At 72.8% G+C, this 26,959-nt stretch carries 24 protein-coding genes and 1 tRNA gene; 14 read left to right on the top strand and 11 right to left on the bottom strand.

Annotation, left to right across the window (positions count from 1 at the left end):
- Nucleotides 1-52: 52 nt before the first annotated feature.
- Nucleotides 53-1,321, bottom strand: coding sequence for a low temperature requirement protein A (locus ACFZP7_RS15130; protein WP_385634603.1), 1,269 nt, complete (start codon nucleotides 1,319-1,321; stop codon nucleotides 53-55).
- A 119-nt stretch (nucleotides 1,322-1,440) separates the two neighbouring features.
- Here ACFZP7_RS15130 and ACFZP7_RS15125 point away from each other — a divergent pair, with 119 nt between their 5' ends.
- Complete coding sequence (locus tag ACFZP7_RS15125; protein ID WP_046251796.1) at nucleotides 1,441-1,641, top strand: hypothetical protein; 201 nt, start codon at nucleotides 1,441-1,443, stop codon at nucleotides 1,639-1,641.
- 73 nt (nucleotides 1,642-1,714) lie between these two features.
- Here ACFZP7_RS15125 and mscL read toward each other — a convergent pair whose 3' ends face one another.
- The 6 genes from mscL to ACFZP7_RS15095 all read right to left on the bottom strand — a co-directional run bounded on the left by mscL (nucleotide 1,715) and on the right by ACFZP7_RS15095 (nucleotide 7,721).
- Nucleotides 1,715-2,185, bottom strand: coding sequence for a large conductance mechanosensitive channel protein MscL (gene mscL / locus ACFZP7_RS15120; RefSeq protein ID WP_019326496.1), 471 nt, complete (start codon nucleotides 2,183-2,185; stop codon nucleotides 1,715-1,717).
- A gap of 111 nt (nucleotides 2,186-2,296) precedes the next feature.
- Nucleotides 2,297-2,776: a hypothetical protein gene (locus tag ACFZP7_RS15115; protein ID WP_029393581.1), complete on the bottom strand. Its 480-nt coding sequence runs from the start codon at nucleotides 2,774-2,776 to the stop codon at nucleotides 2,297-2,299.
- Nucleotides 2,777-3,326: 550 nt separating this feature from the next.
- Nucleotides 3,327-4,169 carry an S-methyl-5'-thioadenosine phosphorylase gene (locus ACFZP7_RS15110; RefSeq protein WP_019326494.1) on the bottom strand — a complete coding sequence of 281 codons (843 nt, stop codon included), beginning with the start codon at nucleotides 4,167-4,169 and terminating at the stop codon, nucleotides 3,327-3,329.
- 82 nt (nucleotides 4,170-4,251) lie between these two features.
- Complete coding sequence (locus tag ACFZP7_RS15105) at nucleotides 4,252-4,566, bottom strand: FmdB family zinc ribbon protein (RefSeq protein ID WP_030970959.1); 315 nt, start codon at nucleotides 4,564-4,566, stop codon at nucleotides 4,252-4,254.
- Between the two features lie 68 nt (nucleotides 4,567-4,634).
- Nucleotides 4,635-5,942 carry an MFS transporter gene (locus ACFZP7_RS15100; protein ID WP_192342158.1) on the bottom strand — a complete coding sequence of 436 codons (1,308 nt, stop codon included), beginning with the start codon at nucleotides 5,940-5,942 and terminating at the stop codon, nucleotides 4,635-4,637.
- A gap of 246 nt (nucleotides 5,943-6,188) precedes the next feature.
- Entirely contained in the window at nucleotides 6,189-7,721 is a 1,533-nt protein-coding gene (locus ACFZP7_RS15095; protein WP_220671631.1) for a potassium/proton antiporter, read from the bottom strand.
- Between the two features lie 422 nt (nucleotides 7,722-8,143).
- Between ACFZP7_RS15095 and ACFZP7_RS15090 the strand changes: the two genes are divergently transcribed.
- Nucleotides 8,144-10,972, top strand: coding sequence for a penicillin acylase family protein (locus ACFZP7_RS15090; RefSeq protein ID WP_385634602.1), 2,829 nt, complete (start codon nucleotides 8,144-8,146; stop codon nucleotides 10,970-10,972).
- Nucleotides 10,973-11,076: 104 nt separating this feature from the next.
- Here ACFZP7_RS15090 and ACFZP7_RS15085 read toward each other — a convergent pair whose 3' ends face one another.
- On the bottom strand, nucleotides 11,077-11,691 hold the full coding sequence (locus ACFZP7_RS15085) for a 5-formyltetrahydrofolate cyclo-ligase (RefSeq protein WP_385634601.1): 615 nt from the start codon (nucleotides 11,689-11,691) through the stop codon (nucleotides 11,077-11,079).
- Between the two features lie 92 nt (nucleotides 11,692-11,783).
- On the opposite strand from ACFZP7_RS15085, the gene galU reads away from it, so the two are divergent.
- From galU to ACFZP7_RS15050, 7 genes are all read left to right on the top strand, one after another.
- Nucleotides 11,784-12,686 (top strand): UTP--glucose-1-phosphate uridylyltransferase GalU, encoded by a 903-nt coding sequence (gene galU, locus ACFZP7_RS15080; protein ID WP_029393578.1) that lies wholly within the window; start codon nucleotides 11,784-11,786, stop codon nucleotides 12,684-12,686.
- A gap of 5 nt (nucleotides 12,687-12,691) precedes the next feature.
- Nucleotides 12,692-14,041, top strand: a complete 1,350-nt coding sequence (glp, locus tag ACFZP7_RS15075) for a gephyrin-like molybdotransferase Glp (RefSeq protein ID WP_385634600.1) — start codon at nucleotides 12,692-12,694, stop codon at nucleotides 14,039-14,041.
- 86 nt (nucleotides 14,042-14,127) lie between these two features.
- Entirely contained in the window at nucleotides 14,128-14,667 is a 540-nt protein-coding gene (moaC, locus tag ACFZP7_RS15070; protein WP_030970969.1) for a cyclic pyranopterin monophosphate synthase MoaC, read from the top strand.
- Nucleotides 14,664-15,203 carry a molybdenum cofactor biosynthesis protein B gene (locus ACFZP7_RS15065; protein WP_385634599.1) on the top strand — a complete coding sequence of 180 codons (540 nt, stop codon included), beginning with the start codon at nucleotides 14,664-14,666 and terminating at the stop codon, nucleotides 15,201-15,203. Before moaC ends, ACFZP7_RS15065 begins: the two co-directional genes overlap by 4 nt.
- Nucleotides 15,204-15,229: 26 nt before the next feature.
- Nucleotides 15,230-15,880, top strand: a complete 651-nt coding sequence (locus ACFZP7_RS15060) for a GNAT family N-acetyltransferase (protein WP_223781271.1) — start codon at nucleotides 15,230-15,232, stop codon at nucleotides 15,878-15,880.
- 169 nt (nucleotides 15,881-16,049) lie between these two features.
- Nucleotides 16,050-17,231 carry a gephyrin-like molybdotransferase receptor GlpR gene (gene glpR / locus ACFZP7_RS15055; protein ID WP_019326482.1) on the top strand — a complete coding sequence of 394 codons (1,182 nt, stop codon included), beginning with the start codon at nucleotides 16,050-16,052 and terminating at the stop codon, nucleotides 17,229-17,231.
- An 86-nt stretch (nucleotides 17,232-17,317) separates the two neighbouring features.
- Nucleotides 17,318-17,391 (top strand) — tRNA-Ala (locus tag ACFZP7_RS15050).
- Nucleotides 17,392-17,507: 116 nt separating this feature from the next.
- On the opposite strand, the gene ACFZP7_RS15045 is transcribed toward ACFZP7_RS15050, so the two are convergent.
- Nucleotides 17,508-17,993, bottom strand: a complete 486-nt coding sequence (locus ACFZP7_RS15045; RefSeq protein WP_019326481.1) for a GNAT family N-acetyltransferase — start codon at nucleotides 17,991-17,993, stop codon at nucleotides 17,508-17,510.
- Between the two features lie 69 nt (nucleotides 17,994-18,062).
- Here ACFZP7_RS15045 and ACFZP7_RS15040 point away from each other — a divergent pair, with 69 nt between their 5' ends.
- Nucleotides 18,063-18,866 carry an exodeoxyribonuclease III gene (locus ACFZP7_RS15040; protein ID WP_046249248.1) on the top strand — a complete coding sequence of 268 codons (804 nt, stop codon included), beginning with the start codon at nucleotides 18,063-18,065 and terminating at the stop codon, nucleotides 18,864-18,866.
- Here ACFZP7_RS15040 and ACFZP7_RS15035 read toward each other — a convergent pair.
- A complete protein-coding gene (locus ACFZP7_RS15035) occupies nucleotides 18,863-19,564 on the bottom strand; it encodes a MerR family transcriptional regulator (protein WP_385634598.1) in 702 nt (233 codons plus the stop codon). The genes ACFZP7_RS15040 and ACFZP7_RS15035 overlap by 4 nt on opposite strands.
- A 133-nt stretch (nucleotides 19,565-19,697) precedes the next feature.
- Between ACFZP7_RS15035 and ACFZP7_RS15030 the strand changes: the two genes are divergently transcribed.
- The 4 genes from ACFZP7_RS15030 (at nucleotide 19,698) to ACFZP7_RS15015 (ending at nucleotide 23,413) form a co-directional block, all read left to right on the top strand.
- Nucleotides 19,698-21,254: a flavin-containing monooxygenase gene (locus ACFZP7_RS15030; protein WP_385634597.1), complete on the top strand. Its 1,557-nt coding sequence runs from the start codon at nucleotides 19,698-19,700 to the stop codon at nucleotides 21,252-21,254.
- Complete coding sequence (locus ACFZP7_RS15025) at nucleotides 21,251-22,240, top strand: alpha/beta fold hydrolase (RefSeq protein WP_385634596.1); 990 nt, start codon at nucleotides 21,251-21,253, stop codon at nucleotides 22,238-22,240. The genes ACFZP7_RS15030 and ACFZP7_RS15025 overlap by 4 nt, the downstream gene beginning before the upstream one ends.
- Nucleotides 22,237-23,130 (top strand): SDR family oxidoreductase, encoded by an 894-nt coding sequence (locus ACFZP7_RS15020; protein WP_031016040.1) that lies wholly within the window; start codon nucleotides 22,237-22,239, stop codon nucleotides 23,128-23,130. Before ACFZP7_RS15025 ends, ACFZP7_RS15020 begins: the two co-directional genes overlap by 4 nt.
- Before the next feature lie 88 nt (nucleotides 23,131-23,218).
- Complete coding sequence (locus ACFZP7_RS15015; protein WP_019326475.1) at nucleotides 23,219-23,413, top strand: hypothetical protein; 195 nt, start codon at nucleotides 23,219-23,221, stop codon at nucleotides 23,411-23,413.
- A 70-nt stretch (nucleotides 23,414-23,483) separates the two neighbouring features.
- Here the strand turns inward: ACFZP7_RS15015 and ACFZP7_RS15010 are convergent, their stop codons facing one another.
- Nucleotides 23,484-26,834, bottom strand: coding sequence for a S41 family peptidase (locus tag ACFZP7_RS15010; protein ID WP_385634595.1), 3,351 nt, complete (start codon nucleotides 26,832-26,834; stop codon nucleotides 23,484-23,486).
- Nucleotides 26,835-26,959 lie beyond the last annotated feature (125 nt).

Below are 26,959 nucleotides of genomic sequence, written 5' to 3'. Positions count from 1 at the left end.
CGCACCGCGCCCCGGCGGGCACCTGGTGGTCCCGGCCGAGGGGCCGGCGTCGTCAGGAGGCGGGTGTCGTCCGGGCGCGGCCCGGCGCGGTCCGCCGCGCGGTCAGGATCACCCCGGTCGCCACGGCCGCTGCGAGGACGAGTCCCGCCGCGAGCACCGCGAGGTCGCCGACGAAGGTGCAGCAGAGCACCAGCAGCGCGGCCGTCGGCAGCACCAGCTGTTCGGCGACGCCGACCTTGAAGTGCCGGGCGTGCAGCGCCCACACGGTGAGGAGGAAGAGCGCCGTCGGCAGGGTCACCGAGGCGGACGCCGCGAGCGTCGAGATGTGCGCCTCGCCCACGGCCTGCTCCACCGCCACCTCCAGCCCCGCCCCGATCGCCGCCGCCGACGCGAACACCAGATAGTGGCCGTAGCCCCACAGGAACGCCTGCCTGCTGGAACGCAGGTGGCCGTGGACCGGCACCACGAAGTACACCCACCAGGCGGCGAAGACGATCAGCAGCCCGCCCGCCGCGATCGGCAGCAGCTCGCCCAGCGCGTCGTTCTCGTCGATGCCCGACTTCACCGCGACCGTGGCCGCGGCGATGGTCTCGCCGAGCACGATGATCGTGAGCAGCCCGTACCGCTCGGCGATGTGGTGGGGGTGCCAGGAGGACCGGTGCCGCCGCTCGGCGAGCATCGGCACGCTCAGCTCCAGCACCACCATCACCAGGAACAGCCAGCCCCGGCTGCCCTCCGGCAGCAGCAACAGCCCCAGCCAGCCCACCTGGCAGACCAGCACACCGCCCGCGTACTTCAAGGCCATCGCCCGCTCCGGGGGCGGGGCGCAGCGGGCGGCTCTGAGCCACTGCGCCGACAGGGCCACCCGCATGATCACGTAGCCGATGACGACGGCCGTCCAGTCGTGCTCCTCGAAGGCCCGGGAGACCCCGGCCGCCAGGACCAGCACGCCCGCGATCTGCACGAGGGTCACCAGCCGGTAGGGCACGTCGTCGTTGTCGTAGGCGGAGGCGAACCAGGTGAAGTTCATCCAGGCCCACCAGATGGCGAAGAAGACCATCGCGTAGTCGAGGACGCCCTCGCCGGCATGGCTCTCGGCGACGGAGTGCACCAACTGGACGCCCGCCTGGGCGATGGCGACGACGAAGCACAGGTCGAAGAAGAGCTCCAGCGGAGTGGCGGCCCGGTGCGCCTCGTGCCGGGGCCGGGCCGTCAGAACGCGCAGCGGCCGCTGGGCGGCGGACGGCCCGGCAGACGGATCGGAAGGCGGTCCGGAGGACGGATCGGAGGGCGGTTCCGCGGAGGGAGTACGGGACATCATGGCCTCCAGCACACCAGAGGCGACGCGGATCTGCTTGCCTACGGACCCGCCCGGCGGGGCGAGCGGGCCGGCGGAGCACCGTCCCCACCCGCCCCCGGGGCGGGCCGTACCCTGGGAGCATGAGCAGCACCCCCGAATCCTCCGGTCCCCGAACCCCCGGGGCCGAGCCCGCCGCGCCCAGGCCGGCGCTGGTCTTCGACGACCCGCTGGACCAGCAGACCTCGGACGACACCGACCGAGGCTGGGGCGACCGGCCCTCGGGCGACGCCGCGGCCGACCTCAAGCGCTTCCTCGACGAGAAGCCGCCCCACCACATCTGAGCGGCGGCGCGCGTGCCGCCCGCCGCCGGGCCGCTCGCACGGCCCCGTGCCGCACGGGCGGACCCGCCGGACCCTACGGGCGGTCGTGGCCCGAACCGCGCTGTGCGACCAGCGCGTCGCGGATCTCCTTGAGCACCTCCAGCTCGGAGACCTCGATGATCTCCTCCGCGCCTTCCTTCGCCTTGCGGCGGGCCTCCTGCCGGGCCAGGTACTTCGACATGGGCAGCACCATGAGGAAGTAGACGACGGCCGCGGTGATCAGGAAGGTGAGGGTGGCGCCCAGGACCGAGCCCCAGAGGATGCGCACGCCCGTCGCGCTGTCGCCGGTGCCGGTGCACGGGCCCTTGAGACAGGAGCTGTAGCTGTCCAGGCTCTGGGTGCCGAACGCACCGACCAGGGGGTTGATGACTCCCTTCACCACCGAGTTGACGATGTTGGTGAAGGCGGCGCCGATGACCACGGCGACCGCCAGGTCGATGACGTTTCCGCGCATCAGGAAGGCCTTGAAGCCCTCCCAGACGCTCGGGCTGTTCTTCTCGCTCACCTCGAGGGCACTCCTTGACTGAACCGGCGCTGGAACAAAACGCTCCGCAACCTACGTCAGCGTTGGGCCGTCCTGTCCAATCCGGTCCCTCGAACGAGGGACTTGACGAGGTCAGCACAGCGTCACCGCGAGCCGCGTCGACGCCCCCGCACCGGCCAGCCGGTGGGCCACGGCGCGGGGCACCGAGACCACGACCAGCGCGCCGTCCGCCGCGGTCCCGTCCACGGGCTCCGGGACCTTGGTCACCCGCGCCCCGCGCGCGATCACGGTCGCGTCGCCCGAGCCGCCGTCCCCGGCCGCGACGACGTCGACCCGGTCGCCCGGCCTGAGCAGCCGCACCGTGGCCGCGTCGGCGATCCGCACGGGTGCCGCCACCGGCCGCGCGCCGGACCGCTCGCGTGCCGGCTCGGTCACCGGATGGCCGCGCGCCCGACGGGCGTCCGGGGCGCCGGTCCCCGGGTGCGGGCCCGCCGCCACCAGTGCCGCGGCGGTGACCGCGAGTCCGGCGGCGACGGCGCGGCGCCGATGGCGCAGGAGGCGGTGGAGCTGGTGCCGTCCGCCGCGCACCCGGACCGGGGCGAAGTGCGGCACCTCGCAGGTGTGCGGGGTGTCGGTGCCGAGCGGCTGCGGGGAGGGGACGGCGGAACGGACGGAACGGGACACGGTGACCACCACCAGGGACGAGGGATCGGCTTGCGCGTCCACGATGGGGCTTCTCGCCGCATCCCGCCGGAGGCCGTGGGCTACCGCCCGGTTGTGGACAACTCCACCCCCCGAACGCGCCGCTCCACCCCGCACCGGGCCCCTGCCACCCAACCCGTCGGGCAAGCCTGCGGCCCCCGCCGGGACACCGCCCCCCGCGGAGACACCGCCCCCCGCCGAGACACCGCCCCCCGCCGAGACACCGCCCCCCCCGCCGAGACACGGCACCCCCGCCGGAACACCGCACCCCCGCCCGGACACCGCACCCCCCGCCGCCGGAACACTGCCCCCGCCGGAACACTGCCCCCGGGCCGGAACACCGCACCCCCCGCCGGAACACTGCCCCCGGGCCGGGACACGGCACCCCCCCGGCCGGAACACCGCACCCCCGCCGGGACACCGCCCCCAAAAGGACCGGACCTGCCCCGTCGCCTCGCCCCTACGGCAGCGTGATCCCCGGGTCCATTCCGCCCAGGGCCGTCACGCACGGGCAGGCGCGGTCGTCGGTCGTCGGCAGCGCCGCCACCGCGTCGAACAGGACGCCGCGCAGCCGGTCCACGTTGGCCGCGAATACCCGCAGTACCTCCTCGTGGGAGACGCCCTCGCCGCTCTCCGCGCCCGCGTCGAGGTCGGTGACGAGGGTCAGCGAGGTGTAGCAGAGCTCCAGTTCGCGGGCGAGCGCGGCCTCGGGGTGGCCGGTCATGCCCACCACCGACCAGCCCTGCGCGCGGTGCCACAGGGACTCCGCGCGGGTGCCGAAGCGGGGGCCCTCGACCACGACCAGGGTGCCGCCGTCCACCGGCTCCCAGTCCCGGCCCCGGGCCGCCTTCAGCGCGGCGGCCCGACCGGTGGGGCAGTACGGGTCGGCCAGCGACACGTGCACCACGTGGGGCACCGTGCCGTCGGGCGTCGGCAGCCCGTCGAAGTAGGTGGAGGGCCGGGACCGCGTACGGTCGACGAACTGATCCGGCACCAGCAGCGTGCCCGGACCGTACTCGGGGCGCAGACCGCCGACCGCGCACGGTCCGAGGACCTGGCGCACGCCGACCGAGCGGAGCGCCCACAGGTTGGCGCGGTAGTTGATCCGGTGCGGCGGCAGATGGTGGCCGCGTCCGTGCCGGGGGAGGAAGGCGACCCGCCGGCCGGCGACCTCGCCGAGGAAGAGGGAGTCGCTGGGCGGCCCGTAGGGGGTGTCCACCTCGACCTCGGTCACGTCGTCGAGGAACGAGTAGAAACCGGAGCCGCCGATCACGCCGATCTCGGCATTCACCTTGTTCGCCATGCCCGCACCCTAGCCGCCCCGGCCGACGCCGAAGACCCTGTCGTCGGACGACGACAGGGTCCCGTGAACGGTGCGGGGCGCCTTACGCGGCGGTGGTGCTGGACGAGCTGCCGGAGCTCGACGACGAGGACGAACCCGACGACGAGGAGGAGCCCGAGTCCGAGGAGGACGTCGAGGACGACGACTTCGACGACGACGCCGGCGTGCTGCTGGACGAGCTGCCGCGGCTGTCGTTGCGGTAGAAGCCGGAGCCCTTGAAGACAATGCCGACCGCCGAGAACACCTTCTTCAGGCGGCCCTGGCAGTTGGGGCACTCGGTCAGGGCGTCATCGGTGAACTTCTGCACCGCCTCGAGGCCCTCGCCGCACTCGGTGCACTGGTACTGGTACGTCGGCACTTGTCTTCCTCCTGGCACTCTCACTCGATGAGTGCTAACGACGGTCCATAGTGACGCATTCCCCGGCATCAGTCCACTGCGGCGTGCTCGCGGTGACCGACGCCACGTGCGACCGTACGTCCCCGGGGCGCTGCCGCCAGCCGCGAACGCAGCGCCAGCAGCGTCGCCAGCGCGAGCACGGTGCCGGCCATCGGCACCAGGAAGCCGGCGCCGCCCCAGAACCGGTCCTCCAGCTGACCGGAGACGGTCACGGCCGCCGCCTGGCCGAGCGCCACGGCACCGGTCAGCCAGGTGAACGCCTCGGTGCGGGCGCCCGCCGGGACCAGCTCCTCGACCAGCGTGTACCCGGTGACCAGGGCCGGAGCGATGCACATGCCGACCAGCAGGCCGAGCCCGGCCAGCACGAGCACCGAGTGCGCCGCCCACAGGCCGGACGCGGTCAGGGCGAGGGCGGCGTAGCCGACCAGCAGGCGCCGCTGCGGGGCCACCTTCCAGGCGATGGCGCCGCAGGCCAGGCCGGAGAGCATGTTGCCCGCGGCGAAGATCCCGTACAGGACGCCGTTCAGCCCGGGTTCGCCGATCGACTCGGTGAACGCGGCCAGCGAGACCTGCATGCCGCCGAAGACGGAACCGATGCCCAGGAAGGCCACGACCAGGACGCGCACACCGGGCACGCGCAGTGCCGGGACGTGCTCCACGCGCGCGTGCCCGTCGGCGGAGCGGCCGGCCACCGGCTGGGTGCTCTTCTGCGCGGCGAACAGCAGACCGCCGACCAGGGTGAGCGCGGCCTCCGTGACCAGGCCCGCGGCCGGGTTCACGGCCGTGCACAGGGCGGTCGCCAGCAGCGGGCCGAGGACGAAGGTCAGCTCGTCGGTGACGGACTCGAAGGCGGCCGCCGTGCTCATCAGGGGGGAGTCCTTGAGCTTCACGCCCCAGCGGGCCCGCACCATCGGGCCGACCTGGGGCACCGAGGCGCCGGTGGGCACCGCCGCCGCGAACAGCGCCCACAGCGGCGCGTCGGCGAGCGCGAGGACGGTCAGGGTGAGACCGGACGCGGCGTGCACCAGGACGCCGGGGAGCAGGACCGCGCGCTGTCCGTAGCGGTCGGCGAGCCGGCCGCTGTAGGGGGCGAACAGCGCCATGGAGACGCCGGTGACGGCCGCGGCGGCGCCCGCGACGCCGTAGGAGCCGGTGGTGTGCTGCACCAGCAGCACGATGGAGAGCGTCAGCATGGCGAACGGCTGGCGTGCCGCGAAGCCGGGGAGCAGGAACGTCCAGGCGCCGCGGGTGCGCAGCAGCCGGCCGTATCCGGGGCGGTCGGAGCGGGACGCGTCGCGCTCCGGCGACTTCTTCGACGGGGTGACCGTGGATGCCACGGCCCGTGCCTTTCTGCCGCCTGGTAGCGCGGTCCGCCGCACGGTAGTCACCGTGCGGGAGCGCCGAGAGCTGTCCTCTTGCGCGGACTGCGGTAGATGCCGGAGCCCGGAAGGGGAGGGGGCGTGCCGGCCGCCATACGGTCGCGCCAGCTCTGCTTCAGGCAGAGTTGGTTCGATCAGGTGCCGCATTCATCGTACAGGGGCGAAGGCGGGCGCAACCTGTGAAAGCGCGCACCCTCCTTCCCCTCACCTTGGATTGCGGTTCGCGTCCCCGGAGCCCAGCCAGCCGGCCAGCTTGCCGCCGTGACCGACCGCGCGCAGCCGCGCCTCGGCGGCGTCGCGGACCGGGTCGGTGGCCACCACGAGCAGCTCGTCCCCGCGCCGCAGGCCCGTGGTCGGCAGCGGCACGAACGACTTCCCCTCGCGGACCACCAGCGTGACGGCGGACCCGGCGGGCAGCCGCAGTTCGCTGACCTCCACGCCGTGCATCTTCGAGCCCTCGGGGATGGTCACGGACAGCAGGTGCCCGCGCAGCCGCTCCAGGGGCGCCGACTCGATGCCGAGGTCGGCCGCCTCGTCCCCCTTGCCCAGGCTGAGCTTGCGGGCCAGCCAGGGCAGCGTCGGGCCCTGGACCAGGGTGTAGACGACGACCAGGACGAAGACGATGTTGAAGATCCGGCGGCTGCCGTCGACGCCCTCCACCATGGGGATGGTCGCCAGGATGATGGGCACGGCGCCGCGCAGCCCCGCCCAGGACATCAGGGTCTTCTCCTGCCACGGCACCCGGAACGGCAGCAGGCACAGCACGACGCTCAGCGGGCGCGCCACCATGGTCAGCACCAGTCCGATGACCAGGGCGGGCAGGATGTCGTCCCCCAGCTCGTGCGGGGTGACGAGCAGGCCGAGCAGCACGAACATGCCGATCTGGGCGAGCCAGCCGAGCCCGTCGGCGAAGCCGCGGGTGGCGGGCCAGTGCGGCAGCCGGGCGTTGCCCATGACCATGGAGGCGAGGTAGACGGCCAGGAAGCCGCTGCCGTGGGCCATGGCGCCGGCCGCGTAGGCGGCGACGGCGATGGACATGACGGCGATGGGGTAGAGACCCGAGGCGGGCAGCGCCACGTGCCTCAGGCCCCACGACCCGAGCCAGCCCACCGCGAGTCCGATGGCGGCGCCGATGGCCAGCTCCAGGGCGATCTCGCCCAGCAGCACGTACCAGTGCTCGATCGGGCCGGCCGTGGAGAACGCGACCACGAGGATGACCACCGGGGCGTCGTTGAAGCCCGACTCGGCCTCCAGGGTGCCCGTTATGCGCGCGGGCAGCGGGATTCTGCGCAGGACCGAGAACACGGCCGCCGCGTCCGTGGACGACACCACCGCTCCGACGATCAGCGCCTGCCGCCACTCCAGCCCGGTCAGGTAGTGGGCGCCGGCCGCGGTCACGCCGACGCTCACCCCGACGCCGGCCAGGGAGAGGACGGCGGCCGACGGCAGGACCGGTTTGACCTCCGTCCACTTCGTGCCGAGACCGCCCTCGGCCAGGATCACGACCAGGGCCGCGTACCCGATGACCTGGGTCAGCTCGGCGTTGTCGAAGTGGATGTCGCCGATGCCGTCCTGGCCCATGGCGATGCCGATCGCCAGGTAGACGAGCAGGCTGGGGAGCCCGCTGCGCGAGGAGATCCGGACCGCCGCCACGGCGATGAGCAGGACGAGCGAGCAGACGAGCAGGAGCTGGTTGAGGTGGTGGACAGTCAGCGGCCGTTCCCTTCCCTGACGCACAGCACGGACCGGATCGGATCGCGCGCGGGTGATCACACGCGGACCGCACGCGGGCCGCACATGGACCGCACGCGGACCACGTGCGGCCCGCACGGAGACCGGACACGGACCACACCGGACACGGACCACATACGGACCACATACGGACCGCAGCGCGGACGAGTGCACCGCGCGGCGCGCGAAAACACACCCCCATGGCACACGGAACCGCAGTGCTCTGCGGACAACTACTTCGTTACCTTACCTAACTCTTGACGAGTTCTTGACGCTCACCTTGGCAGGATCGAACGTCCGTGCGCGCCTGTACCCGACTCCGCGTCAAGGCGGAGCCGGGCCTGCGCCTACAGTTGCTCCAGCGCTCGGTCGCTCAGTACGAAGCACAGCCCGCCCCTGCCGCTCGTGTTAGGACAGCAAGGACAGCGATGCCCCCCACCAACACCGCCTCTACGGGTCAGCAGCCCGGCACGTCCGGCAGGAAGAAGGGGAAGAAGGGGCGCAAAGGCCGCCTGATCGTCCTCGTGCTGGTCCTGGCCGTCATCGGCGGCCTCGTGTACGGCGGGTACTGGTCCGTCAGCACGGTCCGCGCGTCCTTCCCGCAGACCACCGGCTCGCTCACGCTGAAGGGCCTGTCCGGCCCGGTCGACGTCAAGCGCGACGGCTACGGCGTCCCGCAGATCTACGCGTCCTCCGAGGAGGACCTGTTCATGGCGCAGGGGTACGTCCAGGCGCAGGACCGGTTCTACGAGATGGACGTGCGCCGCCACATGACCGCCGGGCGGCTGTCCGAGATGTTCGGCAAGAGCCAGGTGGACAACGACGAGTTCCTGCGCACGCTGGGCTGGCACCGGGTGGCGAAGGAGGAGTACGACGAGAAGCTGTCGGACTCCACGAAGAAGTACCTCCAGGCGTACTCCGAGGGCGTCAACGCCTACCTGGAGGGCAAGGACGGCGCGGAGATCTCCCTGGAGTACGCCGCCCTCGGCTTCACCAACGACTACAAGCCCCAGAAGTGGACGCCGGTCGACTCGGTGGCCTGGCTGAAGGCGATGGCCTGGGACCTGCGCGGCAACATGCAGGACGAGGTCGACCGCGCCCTGATGACCAGCCGCCTGGGCCCCAAGCAGATCGCCGACCTGTACCCGGAGTACCCCTACGACCGGAACAAGGCGATCGTCCAGGAGGGCCAGTACGACGAGCTGTCCGAGACCTTCGAGGGCGGCGGCTCCTCCGGCGGCGGCACGGGGACGGGGACCGGCACGGGCACCGGCACCGGGACAGGGACCGGCACGGGCACCGGGACCGGTACGGGCATCGGCACCGGTAACGGGACCGGCACCGGCACCGGTGACGCCCTCCAGACCCAGCTGTCCGGCCTCCAGAACGTCCTGGACGACCTGCCCACCGCCGTCGGCGTGAACGGCAACGGCATCGGCTCCAACTCCTGGGTCGTCTCCGGCGAGCACACCATCACCGGCAAGCCCCTGCTGGCCAACGACCCGCACCTGTCGCCCTCGTTGCCGTCCGTCTGGTACCAGATGGGCCTGCACTGCCGCACCGTCTCCGACAAGTGCCGCTACGACGTCGCGGGTTACACCTTCGCGGGCATGCCCGGCGTGGTCATCGGCCACAACCAGGAGATCGCCTGGGGCCTGACCAACTCCGGCGTCGACGTCACCGACCTCTACCTGGAGAAGATCACCGGCGCCGGCTACCAGTACGACGGCAAGGTGGTCCCCTTCGAGACCCGCGAGGAGACCATCAAGGTCGCCGGCGGCGAGTCCAAGAAGATCGTGGTCCGCGAGACCAACAACGGCCCCCTGCTCTCCGACCGCGACGACGAGCTGGTGAAGGTCGGCAAGAAGGCCACCGTCGAGACCGCCGCCCCCGACCGCGGCGACGGCTACGGCGTGGCGCTGCGCTGGACGGCGCTGGAGGCGGGCACCACCATGGACGCCGTCTTCGCGATGGACCGGGCGCAGAACTGGGACGACTTCCGCGAGGCCGCCGCCCTGTTCGACGTCCCCTCGCAGAACCTGGTCTACGCCGACGGCGAGCACATCGGCTACACCCTGCCCGGCCGGATCCCGGTGCGCGCCGAGGGCCACGACGGCTCCGTCCCGGCGCCCGGCTGGGACCCCGACTACCGCTGGACCGGCGAGTACATCGACCAGGACGAGCTGCCCTACGAGTACGACCCGGAGCGCGGCTACATCGTCACCGCCAACCAGGCCGTCGTCGACGAGGACGACTACCCGTACACCCTCACCACCGACTGGGGCTACGGCACGCGCAGCCAGCGGATCACCTCCCTGATCGAGCAGAAGATCAAGGACGGCGGAAAGATCTCCACCGACGACATGCGTCAGATGCAGCTGGACAACAGCAGCGAGATCGCCAAGCTGCTCGTGCCCCAGCTGCTGAAGATCGACGTCGAGGACAAGGACGTCCGCGAGGCGCAGAAGCTGCTGGAGGGCTGGGACTACACCCAGGACGCCGACTCGGCGGCCGCCGCCTACTTCAACGCCGTGTGGCGCAACATCCTCAAGCTCGCCTTCGGCAACAAGCTACCCAAGGAGCTGCGGGTCGAGGGCCAGTGCCTGTGGGTCGACCCGGTCAACACCACCGGCCCGGCGGACGAGACCAACAAGGTCCGCGAGTGCGGTCAGCGTGACGCCGACCAGGCGCAGCCGGACGGCGGCGACCGCTGGTTCGAGGTCGTGCGCCTGCTGATGGACAAGCCGAAGAGCGACTGGTGGACGACGCCGGCCAACGGCACCCGCAAGGGCGCCGACCACAACCGCGACGACCTGTTCAAGCGCGCCATGGTCGACGCCCGCTGGGAGCTGACCGCCAAGCTCGGCAAGGACATCGACAGCTGGAACTGGGGGCGGCTGCACCGCCTGTTCCTGAAGAACCAGACCCTGGGCACCGAGGGCCCCGGTTTCGTGAAGTACGCCCTCAACCGCGGCCCGTGGAAGCTCAGCGGCGGCGAGGCCGCGGTCAACGCCGCCGGCTGGAACGCGGCGGGCGGCTACGGCGTGGTGTGGGTGCCGTCCATGCGGATGGTGGTCAACCTCGGCGACCTCGACAAGTCCCGCTGGATCAACCTCACCGGCGCCTCCGGCCACGCCTACAGCGCCCACTACACCGACCAGACGGACAAGTGGGCCGCCGGTGAACTGCTGCCGTGGGCGTTCTCCGAGAAGGCCGTCGAGGAGAGCACCAGCGACACCCTGGTGCTCAAGCCGTAGCCGGCCGGCACCGGCTCCGCCACCGGCCTCCACGCGCCCGCGTGGGGGCCGGTGGCATGTCCCGGGGGGGCCTTCTCCGGCTTGCCTCCGCCCGCGTCGCGCCGTCAGCGGAACCGGCGCACCCCGGACGGTGTCACCACCGCGTCCACCGGCAGGTCGTGCGGCTCCCCGGGGACACGCTCCACCACCTCCGCGTCGTACAGCAGCACCAGCAGCGCGGGGCGGGCGCCCGCCCGCTCCAGCCGCGCCAGGACCCGGTCGTACGATCCGCCGCCGCGCCCCAGCCGCGTGCCGCGCCCGTCGACCGCCACCCCCGGCAGCAGCACCACGTCCGCCTCCGTCACCGCGTCCGGCCCGAGGCGTTCACCGGCGGGCTCGCACAGCTCCATCCGCCCGCCGTGCCGCACCCGCGTGAGAGAGCTCTCACCGGCGTACTCCCCCCAGTCCAGGTCGTTGTCGGGCAGCAGGGCGGGGAGCAGCACGCGCACCCCCCGCGCGCGCAGCGCGTCCAGCAGCGCGAGGGTGCCCGGCTCGGCGCCCATGGAGACGTACGCCGCCACGGCGTGCGCCCGCGCGACCTCCGGCATCGCGAGCGCCCGCGTGGCCAGCGCCTCCGCCGCTTCCCGCACGTCAGCCGCCGTCAACTCGTTCCTCACCGTGAGGATGTCCCGGCGCAGCGTCCGCTTGTCGGGTCGGGGCGTGGGGTCGTCGTGACTCATGAGTCGCTCCTGCAGCGTCTAGAATGCTCATATGAGCGCCTGAGATCCGGAGTCACAGATTCTCCCCATAGGCACCGGATATGGTGGCGCGCATGACTCAGTCCCACCCCAGGATCAGCAAGGCTGTCATCCCAGCAGCCGGTCTCGGTACCCGGTTCCTGCCGGCCACCAAGGCCACTCCCAAGGAGATGCTGCCCGTCGTCGACAAGCCGGCGATCCAGTACGTGGTCGAGGAGGCGGTGTCCGCCGGCCTCGGTGACGTCCTCATGGTCACGGGCCGCAACAAGCGCCCCCTCGAGGACCACTTCGACCGCAACTACGAGCTCGAGTCCGCCCTCCAGAAGAAGGGTGACGCGAGCCGGCTGGCCAAGGTCCAGGAATCCAGCGACCTCGCCATGATCCACTACGTCCGCCAGGGCGACCCCAAGGGCCTCGGCCACGCCGTGCTGTGCGCCGCCCCGCACGTCGGCGACGAGCCCTTCGCGGTCCTGCTCGGCGACGACCTGATCGACCCGCGCGACCCCCTGCTCCAGCGCATGATCGACGTCCAGGAGCAGCACGGCGGCAGCGTCATCGCCCTCATGGAGGTCGCCCCCGAGCAGATCCACCTCTACGGCTGCGCCGCCGTCGAGGCCACCGAGGACGGCGACGTCGTCAAGGTCAGCGGTCTGGTCGAGAAGCCCGACCCGGCCGACGCCCCCTCCAACTACGCCATCATCGGCCGTTACGTCCTCGACCCGCACATCTTCGACATACTCCGCAAGACCGAGCCCGGCCGGGGCGGCGAGATCCAGCTCACCGACGCCCTCCAGCAGCTCGCCGAGGACGAGAAGGTCGGCGGCCCCGTGCACGGCGTCGTCTTCCAGGGCCGCCGCTATGACACCGGCGACCGCGGCGACTACCTGCGTGCCATCGTCAGGCTCGCGTGCGAACGTGAGGACCTGGGCCCCGACTTCCGGACCTGGCTCCGCAGTTACGTAGCCGAGGAGATGTAACGACGTTGAGCAGCGCAGCGCACCGTGACACCGGCCACGACCACCCCGCGGCGGACCTCGGTCCGGACCGGCTGTGGTCGGTGCAGGACCACCTGGACGACATCCTCGCGACCGTCCGGCCCCTGGAGCCCATCGAGCTGAACCTGCTCGACGCCCAGGGCTGCGTCCTGGTCGACGACATCACGGTGCCGCTCTCCCTGCCGCCGTTCGACAACAGCTCCATGGACGGGTACGCGGTGCGGGTCGCCGACGTGGCGGGGGCGAGCGAGGAGTTCCCCGCCGTCCTGGAGGTCGTCGGGGACGTCGCCGCCGGCCAGGCCGACCCGGTGACCGTGGGCCCCGGCCAGGCCGCCCGCATCATGACCGGCGCCCCGCTCCCGCCCGGCGCCGAGACGGTCGTGCCAGTGGAGTGGACCGACGGAGGACTCGGCGAAGGCGCGGTGGCCGGCATGCGCGCCCGCAGCCTGGCCCCGGAGGGCGCCGAGGGCCAGGTGCACGTGTACCGGCCGGCCGGGGCCCGCGCGCACGTCCGCGCCGAGGGCAGTGACGTGAAGGCCGGTGACCGGGCCCTGGAGGCCGGTACCGTCCTCGACCCGCCGCAGATCGCCCTGCTCGCCGCGATCGGCCGCGGCAGGGTCCGGGTGCGCCCCCGCCCGCGCGTGGTGGTGCTCTCCACCGGCAGCGAACTGGTCCAGCCCGACGAGGAGCTGGCCCCCGGTCAGATCTACGACTCCAACAGCTTCGCCCTCACCGCCGCCGCCCGGGACGCCGGTGCCATCGCCTACCGCGTGGGCGCCGTCGCCGACGACGCCGAGACCCTGCGGTCCACCATCGAGGACCAGCTGGTCCGCGCCGACCTGATGGTCACCACCGGCGGTGTGAGCGTCGGGGCGTACGACGTGGTCAAGGAGGCGCTGGCGCACGTCGCCGACGAGGACGAGCCGGGCGGCGGCGTGGAGTTCCGCAAGCTCGCCATGCAGCCCGGCAAGCCCCAGGGCTTCGGCTCCATCGGCCCCGACCACACCCCGCTGCTCGCCCTGCCGGGCAACCCGGTGTCGTCGTACGTCTCCTTCGAGCTGTTCGTCCGCCCCGTGATCCGCACCCTCATGGGGCTCGCCGACCTGCACCGCCCCACGACCACCGCGACCCTGGCCGCAGACAAGGCGCTGACCTCGCCGAAGGGCCGCCGACAGTTCCTGCGGGGGATCCACACCGACGGCACGGTCACCCCGGTCGGCGGCTCGGGCTCCCACCTGGTGGCCGCCCTCGCGCGCGCCGACGCGCTGATCGTCGTCCCCGAGGACACCGAGTCGGTGGAGCCCGGCGCCGAGGTCGAGGTGGTCCTGCTCGGCTGATCCCGGCCCGTTGGCGGTAGCGTGTCGCGCACAGCAGGCCCGCGCGCCGCACCGCGCCGGGCCCGGACCGGGAGCGCCAGACGAGCATGAGTACGCAGGACCGACCCCCGCACGACGGCCGGCACCCGCAGGACGGCCGGGACGCGCGGGGCCCGCAGGACCGGCTGACGCACATCGACGAGGCGGGCGCCGCCCGCATGGTCGACGTGTCGGCCAAGGACGTGACCGCGCGCACCGCCCGCGCCAGTGGACGCGTCCTCGTCGCGCCCCGCGTGATCGAGCTGCTGCGCGGCGAGGGAGTCCCCAAGGGCGACGCCCTCGCCACCGCCCGCATCGCGGGCATCATGGGCGCCAAACGCACGCCGGACCTGATCCCGCTGTGCCACCCGCTGTCGGTCTCCGGTGTGAAACTGGACCTGTCGGTCGCGGACGACGCCGTGGAGATCACCGCCACGGTGAGGACGACGGATCGCACGGGCGTCGAGATGGAGGCGCTCACCGCGGTCAGTGTCGCCGCGCTCACCGTGGTCGACATGGTGAAGGCGGTCGACAAGGGAGCGGTCATCACGGACGTGCGGGTCGAGGAGAAGACGGGCGGCAAGTCGGGCGACTGGAGCCGCACATGACACCGGACGCGTCGGCCGGCGGCGCCCTCCGCGCCCCGTACAGCGCCCTGGTGGTCACGGCCTCCAACCGGGCCGCCGCCGGGGTCTACGAGGACAGGGGCGGCCCGCTGATCGCCGAGGGCCTGCGCCGCTTCGGCTTCGCCGCGGACGGCCCCCGGGTCGTCCCGGACGGCGATCCGGTGGAGGCGGCCCTGCGCGCGGGCGCCGAGGCGGGCTACGACGTGATCGTCACCACCGGCGGCACCGGGATCTCGCCCACCGACCGCACCCCCGAGGCGACCCGGGCGGTGATCGACTACGAGGTCCCGGGCATCGCGGAGGCGGTCCGGGCATACGGCCGGGACAAGGTGCCGACCGCGGTGCTCTCCCGGGGCCTGGCCGGCGTGGCGGGCGGCACGCTGATCGTCAACCTGCCGGGCTCCTCCGGCGGGGTGAAGGACGGCCTCGCGGTCCTCGAACCGCTGCTGATCCACGCCGTGGACCAGCTCCGCGGCGGCGACCACCCCGGACCCGCCAGCGGTGGGGGTGCGAGCTGAACAGCCCATCCTGGCCCGTGGAGCTGGTGGACGGAGACATCGTCCTCAGGCCGATAAGGCTGCGCGACCAGCGGGCCTGGCGCGAGGTCAACCGGCGCAACCGCGACTGGCTGCGGCCCTGGGAGGCGACCATCCCGCCGCCCACGCCCGCCGGTCCGCTCACGCACCGGCCGACCTACCGTCAGATGGTGCGGCACCTGCGTTCCGAGGCCAACGCGGGCCGGATGATGCCGTTCGTCATCGAGTACCAGGGGCGACTGGTCGGGCAGCTGACGGTGGCCGGCATCACCTGGGGCTCGATGTGCTCCGGACACGTGGGTTACTGGGTGGACGAGGCGGTGGCCGGGCGCGGGGTGATGCCGACGGCCGTGGCGATGGTGGTGGACCACTGTTTCCGCACCGTCGGTCTGCATCGCGTCGAGGTCTGTATTCGCCCCGAGAACGCGCCCAGCCGCCGGGTCGTGGAGAAACTCGGATTCCGCGAGGAGGGCCTGCGACCGCGTTATCTCCACATCGACGGGGCATGGCGCGACCACCTCGTCTTCGCGCTCACCGCGGAAGAGGTCCCGGACGGCCTGCTGCGACGCTGGCACCGGTCACGGGACCGGAGTACCGGGAGCACCGGGAGCACGGGGAGTACCGGGAGTACGGGGAGTACACGGCACACCGGTAATTGAATAAACGTTCGAAATTGATCGGGTCGCGACCGTACCGAAATAAAAGCGCGACCCGGGCAGTCTGCTGATCGCATCGATCACAAGAAAAGTTCGAAATATCAGCCAGATCGTGCGACACACCGGCCCAATTGGCGGATGGCCCCACGCAAACCCCTCTACCGTGTGAGGCGTGAGCAGCAGCGGCCTCATCTACGCAGTCATTGTCGGGGCCTGGGCCGCCTACTTGGTGCCGATGTGGCTCCGTAGGCAGGACGAGCTGAACGAGGCCCGTCCGACGGAACGCTTCAGCACCGCCATCCGGCTGCTTTCCGGACGGGCGGGCATGGAGCGCCGGTACGCCAAGGACCTGCGGTCGCGCTCCGCCGACGAGGCGGGGCCCGACGCCGACGCCCCGGACGCCGTCACCGACTCGGTGGACGTCCGGGCCTTCGCCGTGTCCCGGACCCGGCGGCACACCCGCCCGGTCGCCGACGGACACGCCCCCGCGCCCAGACGCGGACAGGCCGAGGAGGCCGGTCCGTCCCCCGACGCCGCGCGCGTGCCCCAGGCCCGGCGCGCCCCCGTCACGCCCAGCGCCGCGGCCCGTGCCCGGCGCAGCAAGGTGCTCGCGCGCCGCCGGCGCACGACGGTGCTCCTCTTCCTGGCCTTCACGCTCGGTTCGGTCGTCGCGGCGGTCGGCGGACTCGCCTTCCTGTGGGCCCCCGGAGTCCCCGCGGTGCTGCTCAGCGCCTACATCGTCTACCTGCGCGCGCAGGAACGCCGCCGGTTCGCCTTCCAGATGGACCGCCGTCAGGCCGAGGCCGCCGCGCAGCGGCTGCGGGACCGCGACCGCCGTCCGCGCCGCCGCGCGCCCGCCGACGCCGCCGGCCCCCTCGGCGACACCGACGCCGAGGAGCCGGACGAAGGGCCCGAGGCGGAGCCCGACCCCGGTCTCTCTGCGCTCGCCGCCGACCGCCGCGCCCTGGTCGAGCAGACCGACCACGCCGAGTGGGTCGACCAGCAGCGCGAGCGCCGGCGCGGGCCGCAGGGGGACAGCTGGGACCCGGTGCCGGTGCCCCTGCCGACCTACGTGACCGCGCCCGTCGCCCCCCGCGCCACCTCCGACGTGGACCTCGGCTCGCCGGACACCTGGAGCTCGGCCCGCTCCAGCGCCGTCGAGCCCGGCCGCGAGGACACCGCGCCCGACCCGGCGCCGGACCGCCCGGCCGACCGCGCCGAGGAGCGCCCCGAGGCCCCGGCCCGCAGCGACGCCCGCCGCGCCGCCTCCGCCCGCCGCGCCCGCGAACGCGGCCGGACGCCGCTCTTCGACCAGTACGAGGACGGCGACCGCCCCCGCGCGGCCAACGAGTAGACCCCCGCAGCGACCGGCCCGCCCGGGTGCCGCGGAAGCGATTTTTGAGCAGGCCGGTCGGGGTGCTAAAGTTTCACTCGTTGCAAGGGCCTGTGGCGCAGTCCGGTAGCGCACCTCGTTCGCATCGAGGGGGCCAGGGGTTCAAATCCCCTCAGGTCCACGCACATTGACGAAGGTCCCGTTCGATCATCTCGATCGAACGGGACCTTCGTCGTTTCCGGGAGGGGCGGGACCTCCGCCGCCGCGCCATCGCCGCGGCGGCCGGTTGGCCCGCGTCTACGGAGTCCGGAGGGGCTTCGCGTAGCAGAGGCTCTCCTCGTGGAAGCGGTAGTAGCCGAACTTCTCGCACGGTGTGTAGCCGCTGGACGTGTACAGGGCCACGGCCTCGGGCTGCTTGGTCCCGGTCTCCAGCACCATGCGGGTCCGGCCCGCCGCGCGGGCGTCCTCCTCCAGGGCCGCCAGGATGCGGCGGGCCAGCCCGCGCCCGCGCATCTGCTCTATGACGAACATCCGCTTCAGTTCGGCGTCCCCGTCGGCGTTGCCCTCGCCGTTGGCGTCCTGGCTGCGCCAGCCGCCGGAGGCGACGGGGACGTCGTTCTCGTCGTACGCGATCAGGTACAGGCCGTTCGGCGGCGCGAAGTCCGACGCGGCCAGCTCGGTGGCGTCGCCGCCGTCGCCGTAGCGGACGTCGTACTCGGCCTGAACCTCGTCGTTGAGCTTCACGGCGTCGGGGTGGTCGAAGGGGACCCGGCGAATGTTCATGCTACCTACCGTATATCGATGCGGGATCCGGGATCGGGGCACCGTCCAGTGTGCCGGTATCGTGCCCTGGTGCTCACCGTGACCAGTGTCAACGTAAACGGACTGCGGGCCGCCGCGAAGAAGGGCTTCGTGGAATGGCTCGCGGCCACCTCCGCCGACGTGCTGTGCCTCCAGGAGGTGCGGGCCGAGCCCCAGCAGCTGCCCGAGCACGTCCGCACGCCCGACGGCTGGCACGTCACGCACGCCCCCGCCGCCGCCAAGGGCCGTGCCGGCGTCTCCCTCTACACCCGCCGCGAGCCCGACCGCGTCCGGGTGGGCTTCGGCTCGTCGGAGTTCGACACCAGCGGCCGCTACGTCGAGGCCGACCTGCCCGGTGTGACGGTCGCCTCCCTCTACCTCCCCTCCGGCGAGGTCGGCACCGAGCGCCAGGACGAGAAGATCCGCTTCATGGGCGAGTTCCTGGCCTACCTGAAGGAACTGCGCGAGCGTGCCGCCGCCGACGGCCGCGAGGTCGTGGTCTGCGGCGACTGGAACATCGCCCACCGCGAGGCCGATCTGAAGAACTGGCGGGCCAACAAGAAGAACTCCGGCTTCCTGCCGGAGGAGCGGGAGTGGCTGAGCCGGGTCCTGGACCCGGCCGAGGGCGGGTACGTGGACGTCGTGCGCGCCCTGCACCCGGACGCCGAGGGTCCGTACTCGTGGTGGTCGTACCGGGGGCGGGCCTTCGACAACGACGCGGGATGGCGGATCGACTACCACCTGGCCACCGAGGGACTGGCGGCCAAGGCGGTCAAGGGGTACGTCGAACGGGCCGCCACGCACGCCGAGCGGTGGTCGGACCACGCGCCGGTGACGGTCGTCTACGACCGCTAGCCCCCGCCCGTACCCGGGCCGTCGTTCCGCCGGTCCCCGGGGGGCCGCTCCTCCCCGGTCTGCTTCCGCATCCGCCGGTCCAGCGCGAGGGACAGTTCCGCCTCCACGACGCTGCGGGCCAGCGGGCGCAGGCGGGCGAGGTCCTGTTCGGGGGCGTGGCGCAGGACGAGGTCGGCGAAGAGGTCGGCGAGGGCGTCGGCGTGTTCGCGGACCCGGGCGCCGGCCCGCATGACCTCGCCGAGCGGGATGCCCTCGCGGACCAGGGCGGAGGAGACCTCCAGCAGGCGGTGGCTGATGTGGACGATCTCGTCGCCGTCGGTGCCGACGTAGCCGAGGTCCATGGCGGCGGCCAGGTTCTCCGGGGTGACCTCGCCGTCGAAGCGGGCGGCGAGCTCCTCGGGGGTGAGGCGGACCGGGGTCTCCTCGGTGGGCTCGCCGTAGCCGAGCAGGTCGCCGACGTCGCGGCCGTGGTCGAAGGCGTCGGCGAGTTCCGCGATGCCGCTGAGGGTGTGGCCGCGGTCCAGCAGGGCGGCGATGGTGCGCAGGCGGGCCAGGTGGTGGTCGTCGTACCAGGCGATGCGGCCCTCGCGGCGGGGCGGCGGGATCAGCTTGCGTTCTCGGTAGAAGCGCAGGGTGCGCACCGTGATGCCGGCCAGCCGGGCCAGTTCCTCCATGCGGTATTCGCGCTTCTCGGTCACGTCCCCGACCCTACGGCGTACCGTCGGTAACTTTCCTCGCGCGCCCCCTACCCATCAGTACGGCGCTGTTCTACCCTCCCCATTGCGCCAGTGTTCACTGGCAGAGTTCTAGGCGATGCGTGGAGGCTTCGGGATGGCCGAGCACGAGCAGGTTCAAGAACACGTGCGGGTGGCGGTGATCGGGTCCGGTTTCGGCGGGCTGGGGGCCGCCGTGCGGCTGCGGCGCGAGGGGATCACCGACTTCGTCGTCCTGGAGCGGGCGGGGAGCGTCGGCGGGACCTGGCGGGACAACAGTTACCCCGGGTGCGCCTGTGACGTGCCGTCCCACCTCTACTCGTTCTCCTTCGCGCCCAATCCCGACTGGCCGCGCACCTTCTCCGGGCAGGAGCACATCCGGGCCTACCTGGAGCACGTGACCGACACCTTCGGGCTGCGCCCCCACATCCGCTTCGACTCGGAGGTGAAGCGGATGGCGTGGGACGGCGAGCAGCTGCGGTGGGAGATCGAGACGGCGAGCGGGAACCTCACCGCCGACGTCGTGGTGTCCGCGAGCGGCCCGCTGTCCGATCCGAAGGTTCCCGACATCCCGGGCCTGGACTCCTTCCCCGGCAAGGTCTTCCACTCCGCCCGCTGGGACCACGAGTACGACCTCACCGGCAAGCGCGTCGCCATGATCGGCACCGGCGCCTCCGCCATCCAGATCGTGCCGTCCATCCAGCCGAAGGCCGGTCACCTCACCCTCTTCCAGCGCACCCCGGCCTGGGTGATGCCCCGCATGGACCGGGCGATCAGCGGCGCCGAGCGCGCCCTGCACCGGGCGCTGCCCGTCACCACCAAGCTGCGGCGCGGGCTGCTGTGGGGCATCCGGGAACTCCAGGTGCAGGCGTTCACCAAGCACCCCAACGAACTGGGCTTCGTCGAGCAGATCGCCAAGCGCAACATGGCCTCCGCCATCAAGGACCCGGCCCTGCGCGCCAAGCTGACCCCGGACTACCGCATCGGCTGCAAGCGCATCCTGCTGTCGAGCACGTACTATCCGGCGCTCGCCCAGCCGAACGTGGACGTGGTCGCCGGCGGGCTGAGCGAGGTGCGCGGCTCCACCCTCGTCGCCGCCGACGGCACCGAGACCGAGGCCGACGTGATCATCTTCGGTACGGGGTTCCACGTCACCGACATGCCCATCGCGGAGCGGGTCGTGGGCGCGGACGGGCGGACCCTCGCCGAGACCTGGAAGGGCGGCATGGAGGCCCTGCGCGGCGCCTCGGCGGCCGGTTTCCCCAACTGGATGACGATCATCGGGCCCAACACCGGCCTGGGGAACTCCTCGATGATCCTGATGATCGAGTCGCAGCTCAACTACATGGCGGACTACCTGCGTCAGCTGAACGTGCTCGGCGGCCGGGTCGCCCTCGACGCCCGCCCCGCCGCCGTGCGGAACTGGAACCACCGGGTGCAGGAGCGCATGAAGCGCACGGTGTGGAACACCGGCGGCTGCACCAGCTGGTACCTGGACGCGAGCGGCCGCAACACCACCGTGTGGCCCGGCACCACCGCCGAGTTCCGGCGGTTGACCCGGCGGGTGGACCTGGCGGAGTACGCGGTGCTGCGCCCGGCCGTGTCCGGCGCGGGCGCAGGCGCGGGCGCCGAGGCCGACGCGGGTGCGGACGCGGACGCGGAGGTGAACGCGTGAGCCGCCTGACGCATGTCGCCGCCGGACCCTACGCCCCGCCCGTCGCCGCCCGTGAACTGACCGTCACCGCCGCCGACGGCGCCCGTGTCCACGTCGAGGTGCACGGCCCCGAGGACGCGCCGGCGGTCGTCCTCGCCCACGGCTGGTGCTGCTCGACCGCCTTCTGGGCGGCGCAGATCCGCGCACTGGCCGCCGACCACCGGGTCATCGCCTACGACCAGCGCGGCCACGGCCGCAGCCCGGCCAACCCGGCCTGCGGCACCGAGCCGCTCGCCGACGACCTCGAAGCCGTCCTGGAGGCCACGCTCGCGCCGGGTGAACGGGCCGTGATCGCCGGGCACTCCATGGGCGGCATGACGGTGATGGCCGCGGCGACCCGGACCAAGGTGCGCGAGCACGCGGCGGCGGTCCTGCTGTGCAGCACGGGCAGTTCGCGGCTGGTGGAGTCCTCGACCGTGCTGCCGCTGCGGGCGGGCCGGGCGCGGACCTGGCTGACCCGGCGCGTCCTCGGCTCCCGGGCCCCGCTCGGACCGGTCACTCCGCTGGCCCGCCGCATCCTCAAATACGGGACGATGGGCCCCGGTTCGTCGCCGGACATGGTCGAGGCGTGCGCCCGGATCGTGCACGCCTGCCCGAGCCGGGTGCGGCACGCCTGGTCGGAGGTGCTGGACATGCTCGACCTGGACCACGGGGTGCGGGAGTTGAGGATGCCGGTGGAGATAGTCGTCGGCACCGCCGACCGGCTGACCCCGCCCGTGCACGCCCGCGCGCTGGCCGCCGCGCTGCCGAACTGCGCCGGGCTGACGGAACTCCCGGGCCTCGGCCACATGACGCCGGTGGAGGCGCCCGACCTGGTCACCGGGAAGATACGCGCCCTGGCCGCCGCCCACATACCCGCCGGCCACATACCCGCTGCCCACATACCCGCCGGCCGGACATCCGCCGACCGCACCGAACCCGCCGTACACGCCGAGGAGATCGCATGAGCAGGGTGAGTCTGGAAGGGCGCGTGGCCGTCGTCACCGGGGCCGCGCGGGGCGTCGGGGAGCTGCTGGCCCGCAAGCTGTCGGCGCGCGGGGTGAAGGTGGCGCTGGTCGGCCTGGAGCCGGACGCGCTCAAGCAGGTCTCCGCCCGGCTGCACAGCGAGAGCGACCACTGGCACGCCGACGTCACCGACCACGAGGCGATGGCCGAGGTGGCGGAGCGGGTGAAGGAACGGTTCGGCCGGATCGACATCGTCGTCGCCAACGCCGGTGTCGCCACCGGCGGTCCGTTCGTCGAGTCCGACCCGGAGTCCTGGCGGCGGGTGATCGAGGTCAATCTGATCGGCTCCGCGGTCACCGCCCGCGCCTTCCTGCCGGCGCTGCTGGAGAGCCGCGGCTACCTGCTCCAGATCGCGTCCCTGGCCGCCCTCACGCCCGCGCCGATGATGTCGGCCTACTGCGCCTCCAAGTCCGGTGTGGAGGCGTACGCGCACAGTCTGCGCGGGGAGGTCGGGCACCGGGGCGTGAAGGTCGGCGTCGGCTATCTGTCGTGGACCGACACGGACATGGTGCGCGGCGCCGACCAGGACGACGTGATGCGCGAGCTGCGGCAGCGGCTGCCCTGGCCGTCGAACAAGACCTACCCGCTGGGTCCGGCGGTGGACCGGCTGGTGGAGGGCATCGAGCGCCGTTCGGCCCACGTCTACGGGCAGTGGTGGCTGCGGGGCATGCAGGGCGTGCGCGGCTACCTGCCGGCCCTCATCGGCACCGTCGGACAGCGCGAGATGCGGCGCTTCGGGGACCGGCTGGACGGCCTGCGGGTGGGGCTGGTCGGCGCGGGCGGCGCCGCCGACGAGGAGCAGCGATCGGGGGCCGCTACGGTCCGTAAGTGATCGACATGCGCACGGTCACGGCCCATGTGAATCTGATCGAGCGCCCGGCCGAACCGGTCGGGCCCGAACACCACAGGAGTGAACCCACATGGGTATCAAGGACCAGTTCCAGGACAAGGCCGAGCGCATGCAGCAGCAGGGCAAGCAGCGGGCCGACCAGGCCAGGGAGCAGATGCCGAACCGCGACAACCGCGACCGTCGCCGCGACGAGGACGAGATGGACCCGTCCTCGCGCCGCGGCCGGGACGAGGACGAGCGCTTCGAGAGCAGCTACGACGCCTGACGCGCTGCCGCTGAGCTGAAGGGGCGCCCCCCTGCCGGGAGGGTGCCCCTTTCGCGTGGCTCTCGGCGCCTCAGGTCCTGGGCGGCAGCGGCGGACGGGACCGGTCGGGCACGGCGTCGTAACCGGGCGGCGTGGCGGGCGGGTTGGTCTCCAGCAGCTCCAGCGCCAGCCGGACCGCCTCGGTCAGCACCGGGTAGCGGCCCTCGGCCCAGTCCAGCGGGGTGCGCAGCGCCTCGACGTCGGGGTCGACGCCGTAGTTCTCCACGGACCAGCCGTAGGCGTCGAACCAGGCCGCGTTCATCGGCACCGTGATCACCGTGTCGTCGCCGAGGCGGTGCCGGCCGGTCATGCCGACGACGCCGCCCCAGGTGCGCTGCCCGACCACCGGGCCGAGCCGCAGCAGCTTGAACGCGGCCGTGATCATGTCGCCGTCGGAGGACGTCGCCTCGTCCGCGACCGCCACGACCGGCCCGCGCGGGGCGTTGGAGGTGTACGACACGGGCTGGGCGTCCCGCGTCAGGTCCCAGCCCAGGATGGTGCGGGTCAGCTTCTCGATGACCAACTCGCTGATGTGCCCGCCCGCGTTGCCGCGCACGTCCACGATGAGCGCGGGGCGGGACACCTCCATGCGCAGATCGCGGTTGAACTGCGCCCAGCCGGAACCGCCCATGTCGGGGATGTGCAGGTAGCCGCACCGCCCGCCGCTCAACTCGCGTACCACCTCGCGCCGTTTGGCCACCCAGTCCTGGTAGCGCAGGGGCCGCTCGTCGACCAGCGGGACGACGGCGACCCGCCGGGACGGGGCGGGGACGCCCTCGGCCGGTGTGAAGGTCAGTTCCACGGTGGTGGCGCCCGCGCCCGCCAGCAGCGGGTACGGGCCCGTCACCGGGTCGACCGGCCGGCCGTCCACATGGGTCAGCACCGCGCCCTCGCGGATGCCGGTGCCGGCCAGCGGGGAGCGGGCCCTGGAGTCGGAGGAGTCGCCGGGCAGGATGCGCTTGACCACCCACTGCCCGTCCCGGCACACGAAGTTGGCGCCGAGCAGGCCCTGCCGGCGCTGGTAGTGCGGCGGGCCCTCGTTGCGGCGGGCGGCGGCGACGTAGGCGTGCGAGGTGCCCAGCTCGCCGAGGACCTCGCGCAGCAGGTCGGCGAACTCGTCGGGGGAGGCGACCCGTTCGAGCAGCGGACGGTACTGGTCCAGCACCGCGTCCCAGTCGATGCCGCACATGCCGGGGTCCCAGAAGTAGGCGCGGATCAGCCGGCCGGCCTCGTCGTACGCCTGGCGCCACTCGGCGGCCGGGTCGACCTCGTGCAGGATGCGGCGCAGGTCGATCCAGGTGGTCGAGTCGCCGTCGCCCGCCTCGGTGGCCGGTACGGCGCGCAGGTCGCCCTCGTCGAGCACGACCAGGCGGGTGCCGTCGCCGCTGACCCGGAACCAGTCCAGGTGGTCGACCAGTTCGGACTTCTTCGCCTTGGCGAGGTTGAAGTGCTCCAGGGTGGGCCGCTCGCTCGGGTCGGCGGGGTTGGCGAAGGTCTCGCCGAGCGCGCCCGAGATCGGCCAGCGCAGCCAGACCAGGCCGCCGCCGGCGACCGGCTCCAGCGCCGAGTACTTGGAGGCGGTGACCGGGAACGGCGTCACCCGCGACTCCAGCCCTTCGACCTCGACGGTGACCGCGCCGCCCTCGCCGGGCTCGTCCTCCAAGGGGTCCAGGCCCCCGGCCGCGGGGCGGCCCTCCGGGTTCAGCGCGAAGGGGGAGGGGGTGGCCGACGACAGCGGTACGAGGTAGGGGCGGCAGCCCAGCGGGAAGGACAGGTCACCGGTGTGCACGTCGTACACCGGGTCGAAGCCGCGCCAGGAGAGGAAGGCGAGGTAGCGGCCGTCCCGGGTGAACACCGGGTTCTCGTCCTCGAAGCGCCCGTCGGTGACGTCGACGACGAGCGGGCCGCCGTCCTCCCCGTCCCGCTGGTCGATGCGGGCCATCTTGATCTGCCGCAGGGAGCGGCCGATGCCGGGGTGGGACCAGGTGAGCCAGCTCCCGTCCGGGGAGAAGGCGAGGTCGCGGACGGGGCCGTTGACGGAGCGGACCAGCTCGGTCACCCCGCCTCCGCGGCCGGCGGGCGCCCCGGTCTCCGTGTCCGGCGGCTCCTCCCGCGCGCCCGCGAGCGCCCCGGCGACCTCCGCGTCCTCCTCCGGCACGTCGAGGAGCAGCAGCCGTCCGTCGTGCGAGGCGATGGCCAGCCGCTCGCCCGCCGGGTCCGAGACCAGCTCCAGCACCCGGCCCAGCTCCCCGGAGGCCAGCCGCCGCAGCGCGCGGGTGCCGGTCGCCCGGGGCAGATGGCCGATCTCGACGGCGTCCTCGCCCTCCGCGTCCGTCACGTAGGCGATCCGGCCGCCGGCGCCGAGCATCTCCGGCAGCCGCACCCGTACGCCCGGGGTGTCGGCGAGGGTGCGGGCCGGGCCGTCGCGGTGGGTCAGCCAGTACAGGCTCCCGCGTACGACGACGGCGCTCGCGCGGCCCGTCTCGTCGACCGAGACGCCGCCGACGTGCTGGGCGGTGGGCACCTGGTACGTGCGCCGTCCGGCGCGCGGGCCGCTCAGCCGGACGTCGAGCCGGCGCGGCCCGGACCCCGGTGACAGGTCCTCGACGATCCACAGGTCGCCCGCGCACTGGTACACCACACGGGTGCCGTCGCTCGCCGCGTGCCGGGCGTAGAAGGCGTCGTGGTCGGTGTGGCGGCGCAGGTCGGAGCCGTCCCGGGCGACGGAGTAGAGGTTGCCGACGCCTTCGTGGTCGGAGAGGAACGCGATCCGGCCGCCGACGAACATGGGGGAGTGCAGATGCCCGCCCAGGTCGGGCAGCAGCCGCTCGCCGTGCAGCCAGAGCCTGCCCGTGGCGCCGCCCCGGTAGCGCTTCCAGGAGGCGGGCTCGTGCGGCGGGGTGCCGGTGAGCAGGAGCGTCCTGCGCTCGCCGTCGAGGTCGGCGGCCTGGATGTCGGTGACCGGGCCCCAGGGCAGCTTGCGGCCGGGATCGCCGTCGGGGGTGATCTTGTAGGCCCAGGTGAGGTGCGAGAAGGGCTCGCCGTGCGAGGCGACGGCGAGGATCGCGGTGGCGCCGTCGGCGTCCGGGGGCGACCAGCCGCAGACCCGGGTGTCCAGGCCGCCCCAGTGGGTCAGCTGCCGCCCGGGACCGCCGTCCACCGGCACGAGGTGGACCTCGGGCGCCGGACTCCGCCAGCTGGTGTACGCGATGTGGCGGCCGTCGGGGGAGAAGCGGGGATGACCGGTCTTGGCGCGGTCGACGGTGAGCCGCCAGGCGCGGCCGGGACCGTCCAGGGAAGCGAGCCAGAGGTCGTCCTCGGCCACGAAGCACAGCTGGTCGCCGCTGAGGTGGGGAAGGCGCAGATAACTCACCCACCCCATGCTTTGCCGCCGACCGTGGCCCGGCAACTTCTGGGTGACCGCTTACGGGGAGCCGACAACCGTGACCCAGACCACGTACGAAACCGTTTCGTTTCGCTAGGGGTGGGGGTACATTGGTCATGTAC

The sequence above is a fragment of the Streptomyces sp. SudanB5_2050 genome, from assembly GCF_964272335.1.
In the GTDB taxonomy this organism is placed as follows: Bacteria; Actinomycetota; Actinomycetes; order Streptomycetales; family Streptomycetaceae; genus Streptomyces; species Streptomyces rochei.
This window is presented reverse-complemented; position numbering and strand designations above follow the sequence as displayed.